This window comes from Pedobacter sp. TM02 (assembly GCF_059705275.1).
The window spans coordinates 101,514-121,251 of sequence record NZ_AP046530.1; the positions used below are offsets into that span (position 1 = coordinate 101,514).

General features: G+C 45.0%; 21 protein-coding genes. 16 read left to right on the forward strand and 5 right to left on the reverse strand.

The window, feature by feature from the left end; genetic code table 11:
* Nucleotides 1-237: 237 nt before the first annotated feature.
* Nucleotides 238-3,417 carry a TonB-dependent receptor gene (locus AC6H1S_RS00455; RefSeq protein WP_497564736.1) on the reverse strand — a complete coding sequence of 1,060 codons (3,180 nt, stop codon included), beginning with the start codon at nucleotides 3,415-3,417 and terminating at the stop codon, nucleotides 238-240.
* Between the two features lie 204 nt (nucleotides 3,418-3,621).
* On the opposite strand from AC6H1S_RS00455, the gene AC6H1S_RS00460 reads away from it, so the two are divergent.
* The 13 genes from AC6H1S_RS00460 to AC6H1S_RS00520 all read left to right on the forward strand — a co-directional run bounded on the left by AC6H1S_RS00460 (nucleotide 3,622) and on the right by AC6H1S_RS00520 (nucleotide 13,569).
* On the forward strand, nucleotides 3,622-4,065 hold the full coding sequence (locus tag AC6H1S_RS00460; RefSeq protein WP_497564737.1) for a cytochrome B: 444 nt from the start codon (nucleotides 3,622-3,624) through the stop codon (nucleotides 4,063-4,065).
* Between the two features lie 295 nt (nucleotides 4,066-4,360).
* Nucleotides 4,361-5,764, forward strand: coding sequence for an anthranilate synthase component I family protein (locus AC6H1S_RS00465; RefSeq protein WP_497564738.1), 1,404 nt, complete (start codon nucleotides 4,361-4,363; stop codon nucleotides 5,762-5,764).
* A 28-nt stretch (nucleotides 5,765-5,792) separates the two neighbouring features.
* On the forward strand, nucleotides 5,793-6,416 hold the full coding sequence (locus AC6H1S_RS00470; protein WP_497564739.1) for an anthranilate synthase component II: 624 nt from the start codon (nucleotides 5,793-5,795) through the stop codon (nucleotides 6,414-6,416).
* A gap of 11 nt (nucleotides 6,417-6,427) precedes the next feature.
* Nucleotides 6,428-7,243, forward strand: coding sequence for an indole-3-glycerol phosphate synthase TrpC (gene trpC / locus AC6H1S_RS00475; RefSeq protein ID WP_497564740.1), 816 nt, complete (start codon nucleotides 6,428-6,430; stop codon nucleotides 7,241-7,243).
* 102 nt (nucleotides 7,244-7,345) lie between these two features.
* Nucleotides 7,346-7,744 (forward strand): hypothetical protein, encoded by a 399-nt coding sequence (locus AC6H1S_RS00480; protein WP_199141881.1) that lies wholly within the window; start codon nucleotides 7,346-7,348, stop codon nucleotides 7,742-7,744.
* Nucleotides 7,745-7,978: 234 nt separating this feature from the next.
* The gene (locus AC6H1S_RS00485) at nucleotides 7,979-8,410 is read left to right on the forward strand and encodes a hypothetical protein (protein ID WP_199141880.1); all 432 of its coding nucleotides are present in this window, start codon (nucleotides 7,979-7,981) and stop codon (nucleotides 8,408-8,410) included.
* A gap of 511 nt (nucleotides 8,411-8,921) precedes the next feature.
* A complete protein-coding gene (hflX, locus tag AC6H1S_RS00490) occupies nucleotides 8,922-10,115 on the forward strand; it encodes a GTPase HflX (RefSeq protein ID WP_199141879.1) in 1,194 nt (397 codons plus the stop codon).
* A gap of 91 nt (nucleotides 10,116-10,206) precedes the next feature.
* Nucleotides 10,207-10,593, forward strand: a complete 387-nt coding sequence (rbfA, locus tag AC6H1S_RS00495; RefSeq protein ID WP_199141878.1) for a 30S ribosome-binding factor RbfA — start codon at nucleotides 10,207-10,209, stop codon at nucleotides 10,591-10,593.
* A complete protein-coding gene (gene trhA, locus AC6H1S_RS00500) occupies nucleotides 10,580-11,221 on the forward strand; it encodes a PAQR family membrane homeostasis protein TrhA (RefSeq protein WP_497564741.1) in 642 nt (213 codons plus the stop codon). The genes rbfA and trhA overlap by 14 nt, the downstream gene beginning before the upstream one ends.
* On the forward strand, nucleotides 11,221-11,793 hold the full coding sequence (locus AC6H1S_RS00505) for a hypothetical protein (protein ID WP_497564742.1): 573 nt from the start codon (nucleotides 11,221-11,223) through the stop codon (nucleotides 11,791-11,793). The genes trhA and AC6H1S_RS00505 overlap by 1 nt, the downstream gene beginning before the upstream one ends.
* Nucleotide 11,794: 1 nt before the next feature.
* Complete coding sequence (locus AC6H1S_RS00510) at nucleotides 11,795-12,493, forward strand: peptidoglycan DD-metalloendopeptidase family protein (RefSeq protein WP_497564743.1); 699 nt, start codon at nucleotides 11,795-11,797, stop codon at nucleotides 12,491-12,493.
* 17 nt (nucleotides 12,494-12,510) lie between these two features.
* Nucleotides 12,511-13,164 (forward strand): energy transducer TonB, encoded by a 654-nt coding sequence (locus AC6H1S_RS00515; RefSeq protein WP_497564744.1) that lies wholly within the window; start codon nucleotides 12,511-12,513, stop codon nucleotides 13,162-13,164.
* A 147-nt stretch (nucleotides 13,165-13,311) separates the two neighbouring features.
* Complete coding sequence (locus AC6H1S_RS00520) at nucleotides 13,312-13,569, forward strand: hypothetical protein (RefSeq protein ID WP_497564745.1); 258 nt, start codon at nucleotides 13,312-13,314, stop codon at nucleotides 13,567-13,569.
* A gap of 184 nt (nucleotides 13,570-13,753) precedes the next feature.
* On the opposite strand, the gene AC6H1S_RS00525 is transcribed toward AC6H1S_RS00520, so the two are convergent.
* Nucleotides 13,754-14,650 (reverse strand): diacylglycerol/lipid kinase family protein, encoded by an 897-nt coding sequence (locus tag AC6H1S_RS00525; protein ID WP_497564746.1) that lies wholly within the window; start codon nucleotides 14,648-14,650, stop codon nucleotides 13,754-13,756.
* A 57-nt stretch (nucleotides 14,651-14,707) separates the two neighbouring features.
* Between AC6H1S_RS00525 and AC6H1S_RS00530 the strand changes: the two genes are divergently transcribed.
* Together AC6H1S_RS00530 and AC6H1S_RS00535 are read left to right on the forward strand one after the other, a co-directional pair.
* Nucleotides 14,708-15,682 (forward strand): App1 family protein phosphatidate phosphatase, encoded by a 975-nt coding sequence (locus AC6H1S_RS00530; protein WP_497564747.1) that lies wholly within the window; start codon nucleotides 14,708-14,710, stop codon nucleotides 15,680-15,682.
* Between the two features lie 46 nt (nucleotides 15,683-15,728).
* Nucleotides 15,729-16,127, forward strand: a complete 399-nt coding sequence (locus tag AC6H1S_RS00535) for an META domain-containing protein (RefSeq protein WP_497564748.1) — start codon at nucleotides 15,729-15,731, stop codon at nucleotides 16,125-16,127.
* A 7-nt stretch (nucleotides 16,128-16,134) separates the two neighbouring features.
* Here the strand turns inward: AC6H1S_RS00535 and AC6H1S_RS00540 are convergent, their stop codons facing one another.
* Entirely contained in the window at nucleotides 16,135-16,503 is a 369-nt protein-coding gene (locus AC6H1S_RS00540; protein ID WP_497564749.1) for a YccF domain-containing protein, read from the reverse strand.
* A 165-nt stretch (nucleotides 16,504-16,668) separates the two neighbouring features.
* Here AC6H1S_RS00540 and AC6H1S_RS00545 point away from each other — a divergent pair, with 165 nt between their 5' ends.
* Nucleotides 16,669-17,022, forward strand: a complete 354-nt coding sequence (locus tag AC6H1S_RS00545) for a hypothetical protein (protein WP_199138900.1) — start codon at nucleotides 16,669-16,671, stop codon at nucleotides 17,020-17,022.
* Here AC6H1S_RS00545 and AC6H1S_RS00550 read toward each other — a convergent pair.
* Nucleotides 17,019-18,218 (reverse strand): DUF1501 domain-containing protein, encoded by a 1,200-nt coding sequence (locus AC6H1S_RS00550; protein ID WP_199138898.1) that lies wholly within the window; start codon nucleotides 18,216-18,218, stop codon nucleotides 17,019-17,021. The two genes, AC6H1S_RS00545 and AC6H1S_RS00550, sit on opposite strands and share 4 nt — an antisense overlap.
* Nucleotides 18,219-18,289: 71 nt before the next feature.
* A complete protein-coding gene (locus tag AC6H1S_RS00555) occupies nucleotides 18,290-19,720 on the reverse strand; it encodes a DUF1800 domain-containing protein (protein WP_497564750.1) in 1,431 nt (476 codons plus the stop codon).
* Nucleotides 19,721-19,738 lie beyond the last annotated feature (18 nt).

The following is a 19,738-nucleotide window of genomic DNA, read 5'->3' on the forward strand; positions in this document are numbered from 1 at the left end:
TCACCTTGAAGCACGTGAATGTATTTACGGTATTTGTCATCTGGAATCTAGGCTTAGCCTAGTATTGCAATGCTTCATGTTGATTATTTCTTAATGCCTGAATGGTTGACCTAATTTTTTCACTGTCTGAGACACCTGAGGGCGGTTTAGTCCAAGCCAATCATCAACAGAAAACCCCACCTGCAAATGCAAGTGGGGTTTGGTTAGCCACAAAATCCTGAATGGCTTGCCTAATTGTTAAAATCCGTAGCGCAAACCAATTTGGAACTGGTAAGGATTGCCCGATGGGTTAACCACGCCAGAATTGTTTACACGGTAGTTAAATACCTTGTTGGTGGTGTCGAAGTTCGGAACAGCCGGATTGCCACCCGATGCCGGGATACCCAAGGCATATAAAGCTTGGCTACCCAACGACTCGTTTACTCCCCATTTTTTGTTCAGTAAGTTGGCAAAGTTGAAGATGTCGGCCGAGATTTCTACGTTATGCGATTTTTGGATCTTGATTTTTTTGCTAACCCTTAAATCAACCGTACCAAAGAAACCATTGATGCCGCCATTACGTTCTGCAATTTTGCCAGAATATTTCAAAATATAATCTTTCAGGCTTTGGCTGGCTAGCGGATTGTCAAGCAAAGCTTGCAGGCCTGTACGTACGTTTGCAGGTACATTAGGATTGTTCCTGTCGAAAATGAAAGCCAAATCGTTGGTAGTTACAAAATCGCCGTTGTTGTTGGCTCCAGATAACAAGGTGTAGCGCGTACCGCCAATGCCCGAGTAGCGAACCCCAATAGAAACGCCATAGAATGTAGGCAAAGTACCATAGATAACCACCTTGTTGCGGAACTGACCATCAGAATAACTCATTTTGCTCAGGTTTCGTGGATCGTCTTTTACCGGCAATGATAAGGTTGCCGAGTTGGCTACGTTACCGTTAAACGAAGTGTTGTCTTTGCTGTCGTTCCAGGTAAAACTGGCCGAAATTTCGCCGTCCTTAAAGTACTGCCAAGTTGCATCGAGCACTACGGCAAACTGGTTTACGCGGCCTTGGCTGTTCAGCTCCAATACACGGCCAAACTTGTTGCTCAAACGACCGGTTTTCCAGTCGGCGGTACCATTGCTTGGGATGCTCGGCACATAAACACCACGGTTGTCTTCGTTTGATAGGGTAAAGAACGGATTGGCGGCCATATTTCGGTCAACATACATATAATTGTGGCGACCTAAAGAAGCATAGCCGGTTACCCCAACTTTTAGCTTGTCGGTAATCAGCTTGCTGTAAGAAATGTTGGCTTTATAAATAACTGGAACCTGGGCATCGGCCGCATTGGTATTGATGGTCGGCACCTGAAAGTTAGGCAAAGTAGGCGCACTTACACCGGTTCTGTAGCCAGGGAAGTTTGGCGTAGGTACATCGGTACCAAAAACATCTACCGTAGCCAAATGCTTGCCATCAAAAGTGAGGTTGTTAATGGTTACATAGTTGTTGATGTCTGAACCAAAGATACCTGCGCCAAAACGTACATAATCGGTATGTTTTTCATTGATATCCCAGTTCAACTGGATGCGTGGCTGCACCAAAAATTGGGTCAGCTTGTTGTCTGTTCTGACGCCCAGCTCCTGAAACAAGGTTTCGTTCAATGGCGAAGTAGGATAGGCGCTGTAATCAACACGTAAACCAGCGGTAAGGTCTAAACCTAAGCCTAATTTGGTTTGCATCTGACCATACAATGCGGCATTCCAGATGCCGGCTTTAACGCTTGGGTCGGCCACCAAGGGAACTTCGCGATAGTACCTGTTTGGAATCAGGTTCTCAAAGTTCTGTAACGAAGTGGCAGTTGTTCCCGTATTGGTGTACTCGAAACGGCCATTCACCTCGCTGCCATATAGCGATTTGGCATTGGTGTACATGATGTCGGCACCAAAAGTATATTTGATCTTATCGGTGTTGTAATAGAAATTATCAACCAATTGGAATACGTTATTGGTAAATCCTTCCTGGCCAAAGCGATGGCCACCAATTTGTACCGAAGTAGATTTCGTGCTTCCATCAGAAAGAATCGAGGTCAAGTTGCCAACAATAGCCCTTGGAATGGCATAACTCAATTGATCGTTTTGGGTACTGGCTTGGAAAGTGTACAAGTGCTGGAACTTCAGTTCGTTGGTTACCTTGCTGCTCACGGTGGTGCGCAAAGTGGCCAATAAGCTGTTGTCTACGTTCTTGTCGTTGCCATAGCTTTCGAAGAAGTTGATGGAAGTGTTATCAGCCAACCCAAGTGGATTTCTGTCGTTGGTATAGTTGTCGCGAACGGTTAGCAAGTTCTTGCCATCAATTTGCCAGTCTAAACGGGCAAAAGCCGCATCAGAACCACGTTTTTTAGGGAAACTGCCATATTGTGGCGAGTTGGCTACACCGTATTTGTTGCGAGCAATATTCAAGAAGCTGCTCAAGGTAGTGTTTGTAATGTTAAATCTCGCTTCGTCGGCCGGAGAGTTGATGTCAGCAATAATCAACGGACGAGAATCTTTCTGATGGTCCCAGGCCACAAAATAATGCAGCTTGTCTTTAATGATGGGGCCACCCAAAGTAAAGCCATACTGATAGGTAGAAAAATCGTTCACGCGTTTGTTGCCTCTGATATCGTACGGGCTGGCCAACCAATCGGCACGGCCATAGCCAAAAGCGCTGCCACTTAAGGTATTGGTACCCGCTTTGGTTACTGCACTTACGGTACCGCCGCCGGCACGGCCAAAAGTTACGTCGTATTGGTTCGTTACCACCTTAAATTCCCTTACGGCTTCGATAGAAATCGAATAAGGCGCACCGCTTCTGCTGGTGGTAGAACCCGCCGAAGTAGGGTTCTTGGCATTCATGCCATCAATGGTATAGTTGGTAGACGAGCCCAGCTGACCGGCAATGTTGCCGCCACGGCTCAATGGCGAAAGATCCATCAGCGTGGTAAAGTTACGGCCGTTTACAGGAAGTTTGGTAATGGCTTTGGCCGAGATTTCGGTGGAGGCGCCAAAGTTTTGTACCTTATTCCTCAGTCCGGATGCCACCACCTGTACCGCTTCCAAGGTTTGCGAAGTGGCCAGCATGTTAATGTTTACCTTAACCGCATCGCCCTGGTTCAGCATATAGCCCGAACGGGTTTGGTCGCCGAGGCCGGTAAAAGTAGCCTTAATGGTGTAAGGCCCGCCCAAAGGCAGTTCTTTAAAAGTAAATTCGCCGGTGGCGTTGGTGTTGGTTCTGGTGGTAAAACCAGTTGATTCGTTTTTGACCTGAACCGAAACGCCTGCAATAGGCTTTTTCTGCTCATCGGCAATAATGCCCGAAATAGAAGCCTGCGTAGTTTGGCCCGATACCTTGCTGGTACCCCAAAAGCAGAGCATAATAATGGATAGTAAAAAATACCTCATAGCTGATTAATTTGTTTGGCGCAAAAATCCAACCCCTACATTAACTCAAAACCGGGCTTTGATTAAGTAATTGTAAGGCGATGATTACATTAAGCAGCGCTTGTTAATTCTGTATTAAGAAGGTTTATAAATAAAGTAATTGGACTTGCATTTGCCATTAATTAGCTATTTTTGGATTTGACAAAAAATTAAATTGCTTATACAATGAACGATATCCTTAAAAGTGCGCACTCAGGCTGGCGCTATGTAGTTTTTATCCTGTTGGTAATTGCCGTAATCAATGCGTTATCAGGCTGGCTAGGCAAAAAGCCTTATACCGAAGGCAACAGAAAACTGAATGTTTTTACCTTGGTAAGTGCCCATATCCAGTTGTTGTTGGGCTTGGCGGTATATTTTTTAAACGGCTGGTACAAAATAGACAGCTCGGTAGCCATGGGCCGTTACTGGAAAATGGAGCATATCAGCATGATGATTTTGGCCATCATTTTGATTACCGTAGGCAATTCGAGGTCTAAAAAAGTGGCCGATGCTGCGGCGAAACATAAGAATATTGCCGTTTTCTTTGGTCTAGGGCTGCTGATCATCATCGCCACGATTTTTATGATGGTAAAAAGCGACCCTTCGAGAACTTTCTTTGGGGTTTCTTAAGGTTAAGGTACTGATGAGTAGGCATTCGAAAAAAATTCAAAATATTTTGATTATTTAACTTTTTATATATTTTTGCTCCACGATGATTAACAATATACATACTTGGCAATGGCGTGGTAATTCTAAACAGAGTTGCGTCGTAGCCTTGTGTACCTTATAGTTTATCAACTTAAACCTAAACTTAAACCACATTCAAAACCCGACGGAACCACACGTCGGGTTTTTTGTTTTGAAATACCGCCATGGCAAAGCCCGACCAATCAATTGAAATGGCGGCTAAAGAAAATAGAAGCTTATGAAAACATACCAGATACACACACACACCAAAAAGCGCTTAGCCGATACCACTACGCCGGTAAGCATTTACCTGCGCCTGCGCGATGTGTTCCCAAACACCATTTTGCTCGAAAGCTCCGATTACCATAGCCGTGAAAATGCTACGAGCTATGTGTGCGCCGAGCCTGTAGCCGGATTGATTTTGCAAAACGAGCAGCTGAGTGCCTATTTCCCCGATGGCGAGAAAAGCAGCAAGGACAGCTTTGTGCTTACCGATGAAATTACGGCATTTAAGGCACAGTTTAAACCGATAAGCCCCGCAGTTGATAAAAAAATATCGACAGGCTTGTTCGGTTATTTTACCTGGAATACCGTGCAGCATTTTGAGGATATCAAATTTACTTCGACTGCTCCGGCCGATGAGACGATTCCAACCATGCAATACCATGTGTATCGTTATATTATTGCCATCGACCACTTCAAGAACGAGATTACCTTGTTCAAAAACGTGTTTAACGACGACGATAACGACGACCTGACCAAAATCGAATACCTCATCCAAAACAAGAACTTTCCAGAGTATAGTTTCCGGGTTAATGGCGAAGAAGAATCGAACCTGAGCAACGAGGGCTTTATGGAGATGGTCGAACAGCTGAAAAAGCACATCTATCGAGGCGATGTTTTTCAGATTGTACCTTCGAGGGCTTTTAAGCAAGGCTTTCTGGGCGACGAGTTTAATGTTTACCGTTGCCTGCGCTCTATCAATCCTTCGCCCTACCTGTTTTACTTCGACTATGGCAGCTTCAAGCTGTTTGGTTCTTCGCCCGAGGCACAGATTACGGTAAGCAACAGCGTGGCCAGTATTTACCCCATTGCAGGCACCTTTAAGCGTACCGGAAACGACGAAGAAGATGCAGCCTTGGCCAAAAAATTGGAACAAGACCCTAAAGAAAGCGCCGAACATGTCATGCTGGTTGATTTGGCGCGTAACGATTTGAGCAGGCATTGTACTGGTGTAGCAGTCAAATCGTTTAAGGAAGTGCAGTACTACTCGCATCTCATCCACTTGGTGTCTAAAGTAAGCGGGAATTTGCAGGAAGGAACCAGCTCGTTCAAAATCGTGGCCGATACCTATCCGGCTGGAACTTTGAGTGGCGCGCCAAAATACAAGGCCATGCAACTGATTGATCACTATGAAAAGCTGAGCCGTAATTTTTACGCAGGAGCCATTGGCTACATGGGTTTTAACGACGATTTTAACCACGCCATTATGATCCGAACCTTTATGAGCAAAAATAACCAGCTGCATTACCGGGCAGGTGCCGGTATCGTAGCCGATTCGGTGGCCGAAAGCGAACTGAACGAAGTAAACAACAAGATAGCCGCTTTGCGCAGGGCAATTGCAATGGCTGAAGAGATTTAGGATTTTAGATTTACGATTTACGATTGAGATGGAAAATAATCAAGCCTTAACAGGAGGCAAAAAGATATTGGTAATTGACAATTACGATAGTTTCACCTATAATTTGGTACACCTCATTAACGAATTGGGCTTTGAGGCCGAAGTATGGAGAAACGATAAGTTTGAACTTGAAGAGGTAGCGCAGTTTGATAAGATTTTGCTTTCGCCAGGGCCGGGTATACCCGAAGAAGCAGGTTTGTTGCTCGAGGTAATTAAAACCTATGCGCCGCGTAAAAGCATCATGGGCGTTTGCCTAGGCCAGCAGGCCATTGCCGAAGCCTTTGGAGGCAGCCTGCTCAATTTGGGCCGGCCTATGCACGGCATTGCCACGCCAGTTACGGTGCTAGACGAAAGCGAATTGTTGTTTAGAGACTGTCCGACACAGGTGGAGGTAGGCCGTTACCACTCCTGGGTGGTTAATCCTGCCGATTTGCCTTCGGTGCTGCACGTTACGGCCATCGATGCCGACCAGCAGATCATGGCCTTGCGTCACCGCGAGTATGATGTGTGCGGCGTACAATTCCACCCCGAAAGCGTGCTCACGCCCAATGGCAAGCAAATGATGAAAAACTGGTTAACCATCTCAAGTCCTCAAAGAGGCTTTAACCTATAACTGAAAGAAACATGGAAAAATCAAGCACTCCTTCAAAAGCTGGAGATAACATACTCGATAAAATCGTTCGCCGCAAAAAAGAAGAAGTTGCCTTGGCCAAAAGCCGGGTGAGCGTAAAAGAGCTGGAGGCTTATGCGCATTTTGGCAGGCAGCCTTTGGTATTCAGGGATTTTCTGTTGGACGAACAACGTACCGGTATCATTGCCGAATTTAAACGCAGGTCGCCATCAAAGGGGCTGATTAATGGAACGGCCGATGTGGCATCGGTAACCCAAGCCTATGCCCAAGCCGGTGCCTCGGCCTTGTCGGTGCTTACCGATGCCGATTTTTTTGGAGGCAAGGCCGAAGATCTGCAACAAGCCAGAGCGGCCAATCAAATTCCCATCCTGCGTAAGGATTTCATGATAGACGAATACCAGATGTTGGAAGCAAAGGCCTGGGGTGCCGATATCATCCTGCTCATTGCCGCTATTTTAAGCCCACAGGAAATTGCCCAACTGGGCAGTTTTGCGCAAAGCCTCGGGTTAAACGTGTTGTTGGAAGTGCACAACCTTGAAGAGCTGCAAGCCAGCATTTGCCCCTACGTAAACGCCATTGGCGTAAACAACCGTAACCTGGGCGATTTTACCGTAGACATCCAAACTTCCTTCAAGCTGGTGAGCCACATTCCTGATACGTTTTTGAAGATATCAGAAAGTGCCATTAGCAAGCCACAAACCATTAAGGAGCTCAAAAGTGTAGGGTATAATGGATTTTTGATAGGCGAAAACTTTATGAAAACCGAAAATCCCGGTCAGGCGATTTCAGATTTCGTAAAGTGTTTATAGTCTGTAATTTAAGGGCTTGAACAAGGCATGTTATTGTTTTCTTTTGAGTTAATGGCATAGTGTTTGTTTTTTAGTTGGCATTACTCACTAAAAACTAATAAGATGAAAAACTTTAGAAAACTATTACTAGCCGTACTCCCGTTAATGGCTCTTGCAATTTTGGCCTCATGCAGCAAAAAAGACGATGAAACACCTGCCGGAACACACAAAGTAGTGTTCAAGGCCGAAACTTCTACGGATGCCAGCATTTCGACTGCCCTGTTTACCAACGCAACTGGCGATGTAACCACCAATACTTCGGTAAACAGCAGAACGTTTACCAGTGCTGAGCTGACTATTCCTTCGTCTGTATTAGTGATTAATTTTGGCGCAAACGGATCAGGTGCAAGTGCCAACTCTAGCCTAAAGGTACAGATTTGGGTAGACGGCAAACTCGTTAAAGAAAACATCGGAACAGGTACAGTATTATCTGCTACCACAAGCTATACGTTCGGTAAATAGCATGGGTTAAAATCAGGAATAGCCCGGTCTGGATGGTAAATCCGGATCGGGCTTTTTGATTCTTAGCGAATAACAGCCATTTTTTGCAGGCGCTGCTCATTGTAGCCACTGCAGAAATGCCTTGATTTAATAAAAACACGTGTTTTTTGGGTGTTAAAATACTGGTTTTCCGTGATGGACTGGCATAAGGCACAAAGCTAACTTTGTCGTAGTTACAACGAAAAAGATAAGACTATGAAAAAGATGAAAAACCTGAGAAAGCTATGCTATATAGCGTTGCCTCTAATGGTGCTAACCCTATTGAGTGCCTGCAGCAAGAAATCCGACGATGTGGCCGATCCGCGCAAAGGTTATCCTAAAAATGTGACCATCGAATACCGCGTAAGCAAGGTGTCGGGCGATAATATTGGGGTAATGGACATCCGTTTTACCAACGAAACAGATGCCGATACCCAGCTAACCGGTCAATCGCTGCCTTTCTCGAAAACAATTACCAAAACCGTAAACTATGCAAGCGATGTTAGCCTGAGCATAACCGAAAATTACAGGATTACAGGTTCCATCAAACTTGAGATATTGGTTAATGGCAAGGTGGTTAAAACCGAAACCCCGGTTTTTTCAAATACTTACATTACTGGTGGCGTGGTCTACCAATTTAATGATTAATTAACAAATGACGTGCGTGGTTTGCACAATTCCATTAGGAAATACAGTTAATTGATGAGGGCCTCTTGAAAAAGAGGCCCTTTTTATGGGGTTTGGGGTAAACGGCCAATCCAGAGCTTTTAATAGGACTTTACACTCGTCTTCCCTAAACCCGATGGCAGCGGGCACGAAGTAAAGCGTACAGCGGGGCTGTTGCGGCCATGAAATGCTGTACTTGCTTTTCTAATTGATATGCTCTTGTTGCTTTTTGCTGCCAACGGCGCTAATGTTGGTATTATTCGCCAACAATTAGTAGCGGGCAAATGGCTTCGTTAAAAATAAAGCATTTAGCCTTAATTGCGTTTTGGTACCCTTGTTGGTGTTCTTCACCAGCAAGTCTAGCTCAAAGCCTCCTCTTTTTGCCGACCAATTTCTATGCTAAGGGACATTTTTCTAAAACATTAGCGCTTTAGCCGAAGTTTTATAGGTGCAAAATGAAACGAACTTAGATTTCGTATCTTTGTAGCATACAATGGGAAAACAGAAATATTACGATACTGCCCTTAAGCAAGAACGAGCCGTTCTGGTAGGGGTGATTATGCCGGGCGAAAAACCCGAACAAACCAAAGAATACCTCGAAGAATTGGCCTTTTTGGTTGATACGGCAGGTGGAAAGGTAGAAAAAGTTTTTACGCAGCGCATGAGCAAGCCCGATCGTGCCACTTTTGTGGGCACCGGAAAGCTCGAAGAAATACAGGCTTATGTAAAGGCAGAAGAAATAGACATGGTGGTTTTCGACGATGAGCTTTCGCCGTCGCAACTGCGCAATATTGAGCGCGAACTGCAGGTAAAGGTCTTAGACAGGAGCAACCTGATTTTGGATATTTTTGCCGGACGGGCGCAAACCGCGCAGGCCAAAACGCAGGTAGAGCTGGCCCAGCTGCAATATTTATTGCCTCGATTAACCCGTTTATGGACCCACTTGGAGCGTCAAAAGGGCGGTATCGGGATGCGTGGTCCGGGCGAGACCCAGATTGAAAGCGATAGGCGGATGATCTTGGAGAAGATCTCCCTGCTCAAAGAACGCCTCAAGCTGATTGACCGCCAAAACGAAACACAACGCAAAAACCGTGGACAACTGATCCGCGTAGCCTTGGTAGGCTATACCAATGTGGGCAAATCAACCATCATGAACATGCTTTCCAAATCGGATGTATTTGCAGAGAACAAGCTTTTTGCTACGCTAGATACCACGGTTCGAAAAGTAGTGATCGAAAACCTGCCTTTCCTGCTTTCGGATACGGTGGGCTTTATCAGAAAATTGCCACACCATTTGGTCGAGTGTTTTAAATCAACCTTAGACGAGGTGCGCGAAGCCGATATTCTGGTACACGTGGTCGATGTTTCGCACCCAAATTTTGAAGACCAGATCCATACCGTAAATGAGACCCTGAAAGACCTGGGTGCCCGCGACAAGGAAACCATCATGGTTTTTAACAAAATCGATGCCTACGTAACGCCAGAAACAGACAGGCATGAAGACGAAGAAGAAGCGCCGCTTACCCTGGCCGATTTCAAAAAAAGCTGGATGGCACATCATAACGATCCGGCCATTTTTATTTCGGCAACGCTAAAGGAAAACGTAGAAGAATTTAAGCAGCTGCTGTACGATAAAGTAAAAGTCCTACATACTACGCGCTATCCCTACGATAAGCTGCTATATTAAGAAAAAAGAGCGTGCACATCTGGAAAAGGCTTATATTGCAACAAATGCTTTAGCCATCCAATGCAGCAGTTGGATATAGATATTTGAGATTATGGAAAGTAAAAGACAACAGAAGTTTGCAGGATTATTACAAGAAGAACTGGCCGCAATTTTTCAGCGCGAAGGGGCTTCTTATTTGCCCAATACGTTAGTAACCATTACCAAAGTTAGGGTATCGCCCGATTTGGCCGTAGCCAAAGTATATTTGAGTTTTTTGAATACCAACAATACCAGTCTATCGGTAGCTACCGTAAATGCACATGCCAGCGAAATCAGGTATAAACTGGGCTCGCGCATCCGCCATCAGGCTAGGGTTATTCCAACGCTTTCGTTTTTTGTAGACGATACCAACGAATACGTGGAGCACATGGATAAAATATTCGATAAAATAGCCAAGGAACGAAAAGATACAGACGAGCCAACCGATGCAGACCAATAGGTACATTCGCGAACCAGGAAATTTTTTTACCCATGCAGTACCGGCCATTTTGGCCATTCCGGCTTTGTATTTGCTGCTGCAGGCGGCTAGTACCTCTTTTGCTTATACCGCCGCTTATGTGTACGGAATTGGCATTTGGGTATTGTTTAGCGTAAGCGCCATTTACCATAGCCTGCCCAAAACAGAATATGGCATCCGTTTTTGGCAAAAATTCGACCATTGTTGCATCTATTTGATGATTGCCGGCTCGTTTACGCCTACGGCGCTACTGGTGTTTGAGGGCTGGGTCCGCTGGTTGCTGTTCGGCTTGGTATGGTCTATTGCCCTGGTAGGTTGTTTGCTCAAGATCTTTAACCGCCTCAAAAACCAGGCGGTATCAACCGGGCTTTACATTGCCATGGGCTGCCTCATTATTCCGTTCGTTACCAAAATGGTCGAAACCTTGCCAGCAATGGCTTTGGTATGGCTTTTTTTGGGCGGTATTTTTTACATTGGCGGCACCTATTTCTATGCCAAGGACAAACCGCTGTACAAATACTTCCATACCCATGAAATATGGCATCTATTTGTGAATTTTGGTGCTTTGTCGCATTTTATCTATAATTACGTCTATGTTTTTAAAGGCTGATGAGAAAGGTATTGTGTTTTGCTCTTCTTTTTGTTAGCGTCCTGTTGGCCAAGGCCCAGCCCTTGACCCAAACCTATATCGACAGCTTGGTAAAGGTTTATAACAATCATATCCCCTCGGTACACCACTATGAATACTTTTTGCCCTATTCAGGATTTTATGAAGCCAAGGATAGTTTGAAGCTCAATAGAAAACTAAAGTCCAAAACGGCTAAGGATTTGTTGCGCGTAATGCTGATGCATCCGATAGCCAATACCGAGGAGGCGCTCGGTGTGGAGGATTTTTCGAAAGGCTTCATCACCATCGAGCTTAAAAGCAGGCAATCCAAGCAACAAAAACGTGAAGCACTTGCCGAAGCTAGGGATGTGTTTGCCATTGAGGCTGAAAAGCCAATATTGATGGTAAACGAGGTAATGGTTCGCCCAAATGAGGCAAGCGCAACGCTGGCAAAAATCAAGTTTGAGGAGCTGGATGCTATTACTAGGTATTACAGGCCACTTTCGGCCGCGATTTACGGCCAACAAGGTGCCAATGGAATGATACAGGTTTGGATTCGACCTTTAAAAAAATAAGATGCTTCCGTTTAAAGAAATCATAAACAAACACATTGGCCTCATTGGCAAAGTGGTAGATTTTGACCCTGCTAGCGACCGGCTTTTGCCTTTCGATTTCACGGCGAACAATACTGAGCTTGACCCAAGCATTTTGGTCGATACCAGTCGTTTTTCGGCTTGGGTTAATGAAAAATTGGCTAAAAACAAGGCGCGCTATGGCGTTGGCGGTTATAACGAACATCGCACCATTTACAGCAGAAGTACGCATTTTGACCAAGGCGAAGAACCTAGACGCCTGCATTTGGGTGTAGATATTTGGGGGCCTGCCGGAACGCCTGTTTATAATTGCTACAACGCCAAAGTACACAGCTTTCGGTTTAACAACAATTTTGGCGATTACGGCGCTACGATTATTCTGCAATATCAGTTTTACGAACTCACCTTTTATGCCTTGTATGGCCATTTAGCGCTAAGCTCGTTGCAAAATCTGTACGAAGGCATGACTATACCGAAAGGCAAGGCTTTTGCGCACTTTGGAAAGCCTGCCGAAAACGGACAATGGCCGCCACACCTGCATTTGCAGCTTATACTCGACATGCACGGTCTTAAAGGCGATTACCCAGGTGTTTGCCAATTCTCCCAGCGCGAGGCCTATTTGCAGAACTGCCCAGATCCGGCCTTGATTTTAACACAGACTTTTGCATCGGCTTTGCCATAAAATTCGTAAATTGAAGCATGATAAGAATAGCCACCCTTTTTTTGCTCTTCGTTTCTACTTTTGCGCAGGCGCAGCAACCTAGTATAAAAGGGGGCTTGTCGGCCTTTATCAAAAGGAACATCATTTATCCTGCCTATTCGTTGCATCACTGCATTCAGGGCACGGTAAGTATAGGGTTTAAGCTCAATGCCAAAGGCGGGGTGTATTACACTGCCATCAACAAGGGCATGGGGACCGATCTTGACGATGAAGCTTTGAGGCTGATCCGGATGAGCAGTGGCAAATGGACTGTACCATTAAGTCACGATACTACGGCTTTGCTAGTGGTACCCGTTAATTTTAGTCTCGACGGCTACGACTGCCGATTTGTAAGTGCCAACGATATCGCTCTTGCGATAAAAGGCTATAAAGATGAGCAGGCCTTGGTTAATGTGGTGCTCAACTATTACCGTAACAAGGAAAATGGCAACCTCAAACCCGAAGAACTGCCCAAAATCATGAAACTCAAAGCCGAATTGGGCATTGACGATGATTACCTGAACAGCAGGATTGAAGCCGGTTTGAGCAAATACAAGCAGGGCGATAAGCTTGGTGCCTGCGAAGAATTCAACTTTGTTAAATATATGGGCTCTCCAAAGGCCAAGGAGTACTTGGATAAATACTGTAAATAAAAAATGCGCCTACTTTTCCGTTGCTTTGCTTTTCTCGACCTCGTTTCTCTCGTTTTCATGTCCATGCAATTGTGGCAAATCGCTACACAGTTTAACAAACTGCCCAATCAGCTTTCGGCTCAAATTAGCTCCATTTTAATGTTCCCGATGTTTATATTGGTACTGTTTGGAGCTTACGGACAGTTCAGATTGAAGAAATTCGGCTTCGTGCTTTATTACATCCAGTTTCCTTTGAGGTTATACCTGTGGGTGTTTTCGGTTGGCTTTATTACCTTGCTGCCCGAGGCATTGAGCTATTACGGCGATAAATGGTTTGACGTATTGCTCAAAGTCTGCATCATGTTCGAATTTGTAAGGCTCTACCTGACCATTAGAGGTCAAGTAAAGCTAAAAGAAATGCAATAATGCGCTTGGTTTAACCACCTAAGGCACCTTAGAGTGGCTGAGGTTTGGTCGCTTTAATTCTTCATTTGCTCAATGCCTTAATGGTTTGCCTCATCCAATGTAGGCAGGCTAAGCTGAAAAAGTAATAGTACGCTTGGTTTGACCGCTACGACGTCTCAGGGCGGCTGAAGTTAAGCCGGAAATTTCATTTAGAGCTCGTTTTTGGCGCATGTGAAGCCGGAACGACTATCTGGATTGCCCGAGGGATAATTTTTGCCTTGAGCGCGCTTATTTTACCCAAATATTCGCCGTCTACCTGAAAATGTACCCGATGCTTGGTATTGATGTGCAGCTTGGTAGTTTGAAAGCTCTCTATCTTTTTCGGGTTGAAAGGCAATTTGCTGATCCATATCTTCAGAATTTCCATTATGGCATATTCTTTGACCAGGATTACTTCAAAAAGCTCATCGTCCAATTTCCCGTCGGGATTGATCTGTAGCCCCGTACCGTATTGCGTGGCATTGGCAATGGCCACCATGGCGGCTTTTTGCCGGATGGTTTTTGGGCCAATTGAAAATTCTACATCCATCTTGCGATGGTTCCAAAGTGCATGCCAGAGGGCTTTGGCATAGGTAATCATCCCTCTTTCGGGTAGTTCGTCAAATTTTTTTACCAAGTAGGCGTTAAAGCCGATATCAGCCAGGTGTATGCACAGCTGGTTGTTGATGAGGATGGCATGGATCTGCTTAGGCTGTCCGGTAGCAGCTAAATCCAGCGCTTCGTTTATCTCCAACGGAATGCCCAGCTCTTTGGCCATGCCATTAGCCGAGCCCGCCGGAATAATGGCAATAGGTGTTTCGCTTTCCAACAGGCATTCGGCCACCAATTTGAGGGTGCCATCGCCACCAACGGCAACTACACGGTCGGCCTTTGCGTTTTTGATGATGGCTTTCAGCTCTTTCATGGCACAGTTTTTAGGCAGTTGGTAAAGCTCAGCCTGCTCCTCCCTGTCGTTAAAAAAAGAAACAATGGTTTCGGCAAAATTTTGGGTTCCGTGACCAGAACCTGGATTGATGATAAAAAGAAGCTTTTTTGTTTTCACGTACCTAATTTGAAGTGCCTACAAAACAACTGGTAGCCAAAGCCTGTTTTAAATATCATGAATAAAAAACTGAGCGTAAAAATATACCATGGCTATGGACATACCCATAACTTGGTGCTTTATGGCCATGTGTTTAAGTTCAAAGCCAAAACCAAGCAGGGCTTTAGCCGTAATTTTTTGGTTAATATGGTGCACCTGTTTAAATTATTTATGGTAAAGCCGTATCCTTTTGCCCGGGTCAGGTTGCATTTTAATACGCAGGTTATCCATCAAAAAACAGCGTACGACGGTTTTTTCAAGTTCGAGTGGCAAGCACAAGAAAACGTAGCGGCTGGTTGGCACCAGGTAAGGGTTGATGCGGTTGACGAGGCCGATCAGGTATTGGCAACGGCCAATGGCGAGATTTTTGTGCCCCACATTACCCAATACGCCTTTATTTCTGATATAGATGATACGGTTATGGTGTCGCATTCGGCAAAATTGGGCCGGCGATTAAAAGAACTCTTTACCCGTAATCCGCGCACACGCAAAACCTTTGCCATGACGCAAATGCATTACCAATTATTGGCCAATGCCCATACCGAAGCTACGCAGCCTAACCCTTTCTTTTATGTATCGAGCAGCGAATGGAACCTGTACGATTACCTGGTAGAGACTTTTAGGTTTAACCAATTGCCAGAAGGCGCATTTCTGCTCAATCAGCTTAAGCGATGGAAAAGCCTCTTTAAAACCGGGAAAACCGGACACGAGGGAAAACTGCTTAGGGTGATGCGCATTATTGATGCCTTTCCGAAACAACGGTTTATCTTTTTTGGCGACAACTCGCAGCAAGACCCAGTCATTTATCATACCATTGCCAAGCGATATCCGCAAAACATAGCTGCGGTTTACATCAGAAACATCAGGCCCAAAAAACAAAAGGAAACCTTGGCGCTTTTAAGCGAGCTCGAACAAAGCCAAATACACACCTGCCTGTTTACGAATAGCGAAGAAGCCATCAGTCACTCGAAAAAGATCGGATTAATTGCTTAGCAGGCAAATGCTGCTTATCTTTAGGTAAACCCTATTCAAAATGACCATGAAACATGTATTCTTTGGCTTAGTAATGATATTGATTGTTCAAGCCTGCGCCCCAAAAATGCAAAGTGCCAATGTGGCAAACACCAAATGGGTATTAAGCGAATGGCCCGGTAAAACCCTGCCTGCCAAGGCCAAAGCTACTTTGAGTTTTGACGGCAACAATCGCGTTAGTGGTAAATCGTTTTGCAACGGTTTTGGTGGCTCGGCAATCATCAAAGGCGATTCGGTAAAATTTGATCAGCTTATTGGCACCATGATGTACTGCGAAGAAGTGGGACAGGCAGAAAACAATTTCCTCAACGATCTTAAAAGCGCCAATACCCTAAAAGCAAGCGCTAATAAGCTACAGCTTTTGAAAGACGGGACGGTACTGCTGGTATTTACCCCGGCTAAATAAAAAACAACTAGTTGATTGATTTGCCAAACGGCGAAAAGGCCAGGCTCATTAGCTTAAAGTGCTGCAGGCCGAACGGAATGCCTACAATGGTTATGCACAGCAAAAGGCCAAAAAGCAGGTGGGTAAGCACAATGCTTAAACCGCCGAAAATCAGCCAGATGATGTTCATGATGGTCGATAAGCAGCCTACACCATAAGTAGTGTGGGTAATTTTAACGCCAAATGGCGCCAATCCAACGATGGCAAATTTAAAGCATTGGATGCCGAATGGAATGCCAACAATGGTTAAGCAAAGAATAAGGCCACCAAAAATATATTGGAAAAAGATCAATAACCCACCAAAAATAATCCAGATAATATTGCCAATCAGGTTCATGTATATGCTTTTTATTAAGAGCGAATACCTGCCCGAATGTTACAGCGCCTAGCGGGATGTTTCTGTTGGATTTTCATGCCAAACTCATGTTAAATTAACCCTAATTACTTATTGGGATATTACAATTGTGTATATTTAGGATACACACAAATAATCAATAAGAACATGAAAAAGATGATTTTTTTAATGGCTATGGCCATTGGTATGACATTTGGCGTCAAAGCACAAACCGTAGGCGACCAAAAACTGAGCGAAATCAAGTCGCCCTACATCGAGCTAAGGGAAGTTGGAAAATTTCTGAGCAACAAAAGATGGGTAAAGCTGGATTATGGCCAGAAAATAAACCAGGAAGAGGAAGCCTATATCAAAGATGACAAGGGCAAGGAACTCGAATTCAACTCGGTGCTCGATTGCGTAAACCAAATGAAAAACTATGGCTACGAGCTTTTTCAGGTCTATGTAATTGTAGGCGAATATGGAAGCTACAAATATTACGTACTCAAGCGTACAGCCAACTAGATAAAATCCAGGGTTTGGAATTTCTTGGTCAGGATTTGCTGATTGCTTACATCGAGCCAGTTGTCTAAAATGGTTCCATAAACCTCTCTAAAATCTACTTGGTACTTAAGGTCGCCATTGTCTAAATCACTTAAATTCGGGGCATTGTTATAAATGCCCTGTTTTTTTAACCGGCCCCCAAATAAAAATAGGTTGTTGGCAGTGCCATGGTCGGTGCCGTTGCTGGCATTCTGTTCTACCCGGCGTCCAAACTCAGAAAAGGTAATCACTAAGGTGTCGTTCAGTTTGTCGTGCTGCTTCAGGTCGTTTAAAAACGCGGCCATGCCTTCGCTGTATTGCTTAAACAGGTTGCCCTGTTGCTGCAGCTGGTTGACGTGGGTATCGAAACCGCTTAGCGACACATAGTAAACCTTGGTTTTTAAGCCAGAAGAAATAAATCTCGATACCGTTTTAAGCTGATTGGCGAAACCGCTGTTGGGATAAGTGGCTTTGCTTTCATAAATTTTGGAAGTCTGCTGAATATAATTGGCCGACGAGGAGGTTTCGACCATGGTTTTGTACAGGTAGCCCAAATTATCTTCATCCAAATGGTCTTTGCTGCTGTTGAGCACCTGTTTAAAAAAGGCTTCGTTGGTGTTTCTAAACAACGTGTTGGGGTCTTTGAGGGCAATTCCCTTTTTCGAGTTTCCCTTCAGGGCCAACGACAGGCTATCGTCTACCTCAATTGCCGTATAGGGGAATTTGCACGTTTCGCAATTCGAATCGAGGTAGCGGCCAATCCATCCGGTAGAAAGAAACTGATTGCTGTCGCTGCCGGTTTGCCAAATGTCCATCGAGCGGAAGTGCGAACGGTCGGGGTTGGGATAGCCCACGTCGTTGATGATGGTCATCCAGCCTTGGTCGTAGATTTCCCTCAAGGCACCCAGGTTAGGGTTAAGGCCCTGCATGTCGTTCAGTTTGATTACATCCTCGGGCTTAATGGCAATGCTCTTTCTTTTTTGGTAATAAATGTCGTTACCAAAAGGAATAACCGTATTGAGGCCATCGTTGCCACCCGAAAGCTGTACCACCACCAGGTTTTTGTAAGGGCTCAGCTCGTCTAAGGCCAAGGCCTCGAAAGGTTTCATAAACACCGGAACAAACAAGCTGCCGGCGGCGGCAAGGGCAGAATTCTTTAAAAAATCTCTTCTTTTCATCTTCTTAGGTTTATGGTCCATGGTTGATAGTTAAGGCACATAAGCGGTTGACTATCAACTATAAGCCTTTGTTAGCAGAGCTGATACTCTGGCAAACTGGTTACTTCTATGGCTGTGCTTTTCAGGCCTTGGTTGTTGACTATCATATCGGTAATTCTTTGGTTTAGTGCAGGCTGCAGTAAGAACCTGGCCAAGTCGAGGGGTTTGGTTCCTTTGGGCAGGCTTGCCAAAAACTTGGGCCAATCGCTTTGCGCATCTACATACGATTTGGGTTTGGGCTTGGCATTGGCCGGTTTGTTCAAGGCAATTACCGCTTCGTCTTCGGGGTCGGCCTTGCCGCTAAAGTCAATCTGGCCGTCGTTTAGCACCAGCGATGGGATTTTCATCCTGAGCATAAGCGAAGAGCTGTCTATCCAGTTTTTGCCACCCGGCCAACCTGCTACGTTGGGCGGATTAAACAGGTATTGCCCTAAACTGCTTTGCAACTGGATGAGCACCTGAGGCTTGTTGTAGGTGACATAAAATTCGCGGCTCAAGCCAACCAAAAATTCGGCCGGCGATTTGATCTTGGTGCCTACATTGGGCGCGCTGTAAAACCAGTCGGCCATAAACATCTTTTTCAGCACTGCCGAAATATCGTACTGACTGGCATGAAAATAATCGGCCAGTTCCTTTACATGCGCTTCGTTTGGTGTTTCGTTTACAAAAAACACATACAACTTTCTCGAAATGAAAACGGCTGTTTTGGGGTTTTCCAAAATCATGTCGATGATCGATTCTCCATCGAAATTGCCTGTTTTGCCGAAAAAGGTTTTGTTGCCTTCATCGTGAAAGGCTGGTCGCAGCTGAAAATCGCCATTTTTATCATAGGTCCAGCCGGTAAACGACCGTGCCGATTCTTTGATGTCCTGTTCGGTATAATTGCCAATGCCCAAGGTAAAAAGTTCCATCAGCTCGCGGGCAAAATTCTCGTTGGGCCTGCCTTTACGGTTCTGTTGGTTGTTGAGGTATTGCAACATGGCCGGCGACTTGGAAACCTCAACCAGCAAAGTCCTGAAACTGCCCAGTGCGTATTGGCGCTGTATATTATTGAGCTGTTGGGCAAACATGGGGTTGTTAGAACGGCAGGCAAAATGGCCATGCCAAAACAGGGTCATTTTCTCGCGCAGCGATGCATTGGTGCTGATCATGCGCATAAGCCAATCGATATTGAGCGAACGGCTCCTTTCGTTCTGTATTTTGGTAATTTCCTGTCGCTGATTTTTTTCTTCCTGGGTAAGTTCTTTTTTGGCACCTAGGGTTGCCTGTAATTCCATTTGCTGTCTTACTTCGGCCGGATCTACGCTTTTCAGTTCTTCGAAAACGGCAGAATCCTTAAAGAGCTGTTCTACTACCTTGTTCAGGTTTTTTCTGCTGAGGTCTTGCAGCTTGGGGTAGGAAATTCCGAAAGAGGCGCGGCTATATAAATGCTTAACACTGTTGAAATTATCTTTTCTCTCCATGGGAGTTCGATTTACAGT

What these genes read in the sequence shown, in the direction of transcription:
- AC6H1S_RS00455 (WP_497564736.1), bottom strand. Translation starts at nt 3,417, where the DNA reads ATGAGGTATTTTTTACTATCCATTATTATGCTCTGCTTTTGGGGTACC.
- AC6H1S_RS00460 (WP_497564737.1), top strand. Translation starts at nt 3,622, where the DNA reads ATGAACGATATCCTTAAAAGTGCGCACTCAGGCTGGCGCTATGTAGTT.
- AC6H1S_RS00465 (WP_497564738.1), top strand. Translation starts at nt 4,361, where the DNA reads ATGAAAACATACCAGATACACACACACACCAAAAAGCGCTTAGCCGAT.
- AC6H1S_RS00470 (WP_497564739.1), top strand. Translation starts at nt 5,793, where the DNA reads ATGGAAAATAATCAAGCCTTAACAGGAGGCAAAAAGATATTGGTAATT.
- trpC (WP_497564740.1), top strand. Translation starts at nt 6,428, where the DNA reads ATGGAAAAATCAAGCACTCCTTCAAAAGCTGGAGATAACATACTCGAT.
- AC6H1S_RS00480 (WP_199141881.1), top strand. Translation starts at nt 7,346, where the DNA reads ATGAAAAACTTTAGAAAACTATTACTAGCCGTACTCCCGTTAATGGCT.
- AC6H1S_RS00485 (WP_199141880.1), top strand. Translation starts at nt 7,979, where the DNA reads ATGAAAAAGATGAAAAACCTGAGAAAGCTATGCTATATAGCGTTGCCT.
- hflX (WP_199141879.1), top strand. Translation starts at nt 8,922, where the DNA reads ATGGGAAAACAGAAATATTACGATACTGCCCTTAAGCAAGAACGAGCC.
- rbfA (WP_199141878.1), top strand. Translation starts at nt 10,207, where the DNA reads ATGGAAAGTAAAAGACAACAGAAGTTTGCAGGATTATTACAAGAAGAA.
- trhA (WP_497564741.1), top strand. Translation starts at nt 10,580, where the DNA reads ATGCAGACCAATAGGTACATTCGCGAACCAGGAAATTTTTTTACCCAT.
- AC6H1S_RS00505 (WP_497564742.1), top strand. Translation starts at nt 11,221, where the DNA reads ATGAGAAAGGTATTGTGTTTTGCTCTTCTTTTTGTTAGCGTCCTGTTG.
- AC6H1S_RS00510 (WP_497564743.1), top strand. Translation starts at nt 11,795, where the DNA reads ATGCTTCCGTTTAAAGAAATCATAAACAAACACATTGGCCTCATTGGC.
- AC6H1S_RS00515 (WP_497564744.1), top strand. Translation starts at nt 12,511, where the DNA reads ATGATAAGAATAGCCACCCTTTTTTTGCTCTTCGTTTCTACTTTTGCG.
- AC6H1S_RS00520 (WP_497564745.1), top strand. Translation starts at nt 13,312, where the DNA reads ATGTTTATATTGGTACTGTTTGGAGCTTACGGACAGTTCAGATTGAAG.
- AC6H1S_RS00530 (WP_497564747.1), top strand. Translation starts at nt 14,708, where the DNA reads ATGAATAAAAAACTGAGCGTAAAAATATACCATGGCTATGGACATACC.
- AC6H1S_RS00535 (WP_497564748.1), top strand. Translation starts at nt 15,729, where the DNA reads ATGAAACATGTATTCTTTGGCTTAGTAATGATATTGATTGTTCAAGCC.
- AC6H1S_RS00540 (WP_497564749.1), bottom strand. Translation starts at nt 16,503, where the DNA reads ATGAACCTGATTGGCAATATTATCTGGATTATTTTTGGTGGGTTATTG.
- AC6H1S_RS00545 (WP_199138900.1), top strand. Translation starts at nt 16,669, where the DNA reads ATGAAAAAGATGATTTTTTTAATGGCTATGGCCATTGGTATGACATTT.
- AC6H1S_RS00550 (WP_199138898.1), bottom strand. Translation starts at nt 18,218, where the DNA reads ATGAAAAGAAGAGATTTTTTAAAGAATTCTGCCCTTGCCGCCGCCGGC.
- AC6H1S_RS00555 (WP_497564750.1), bottom strand. Translation starts at nt 19,720, where the DNA reads ATGGAGAGAAAAGATAATTTCAACAGTGTTAAGCATTTATATAGCCGC.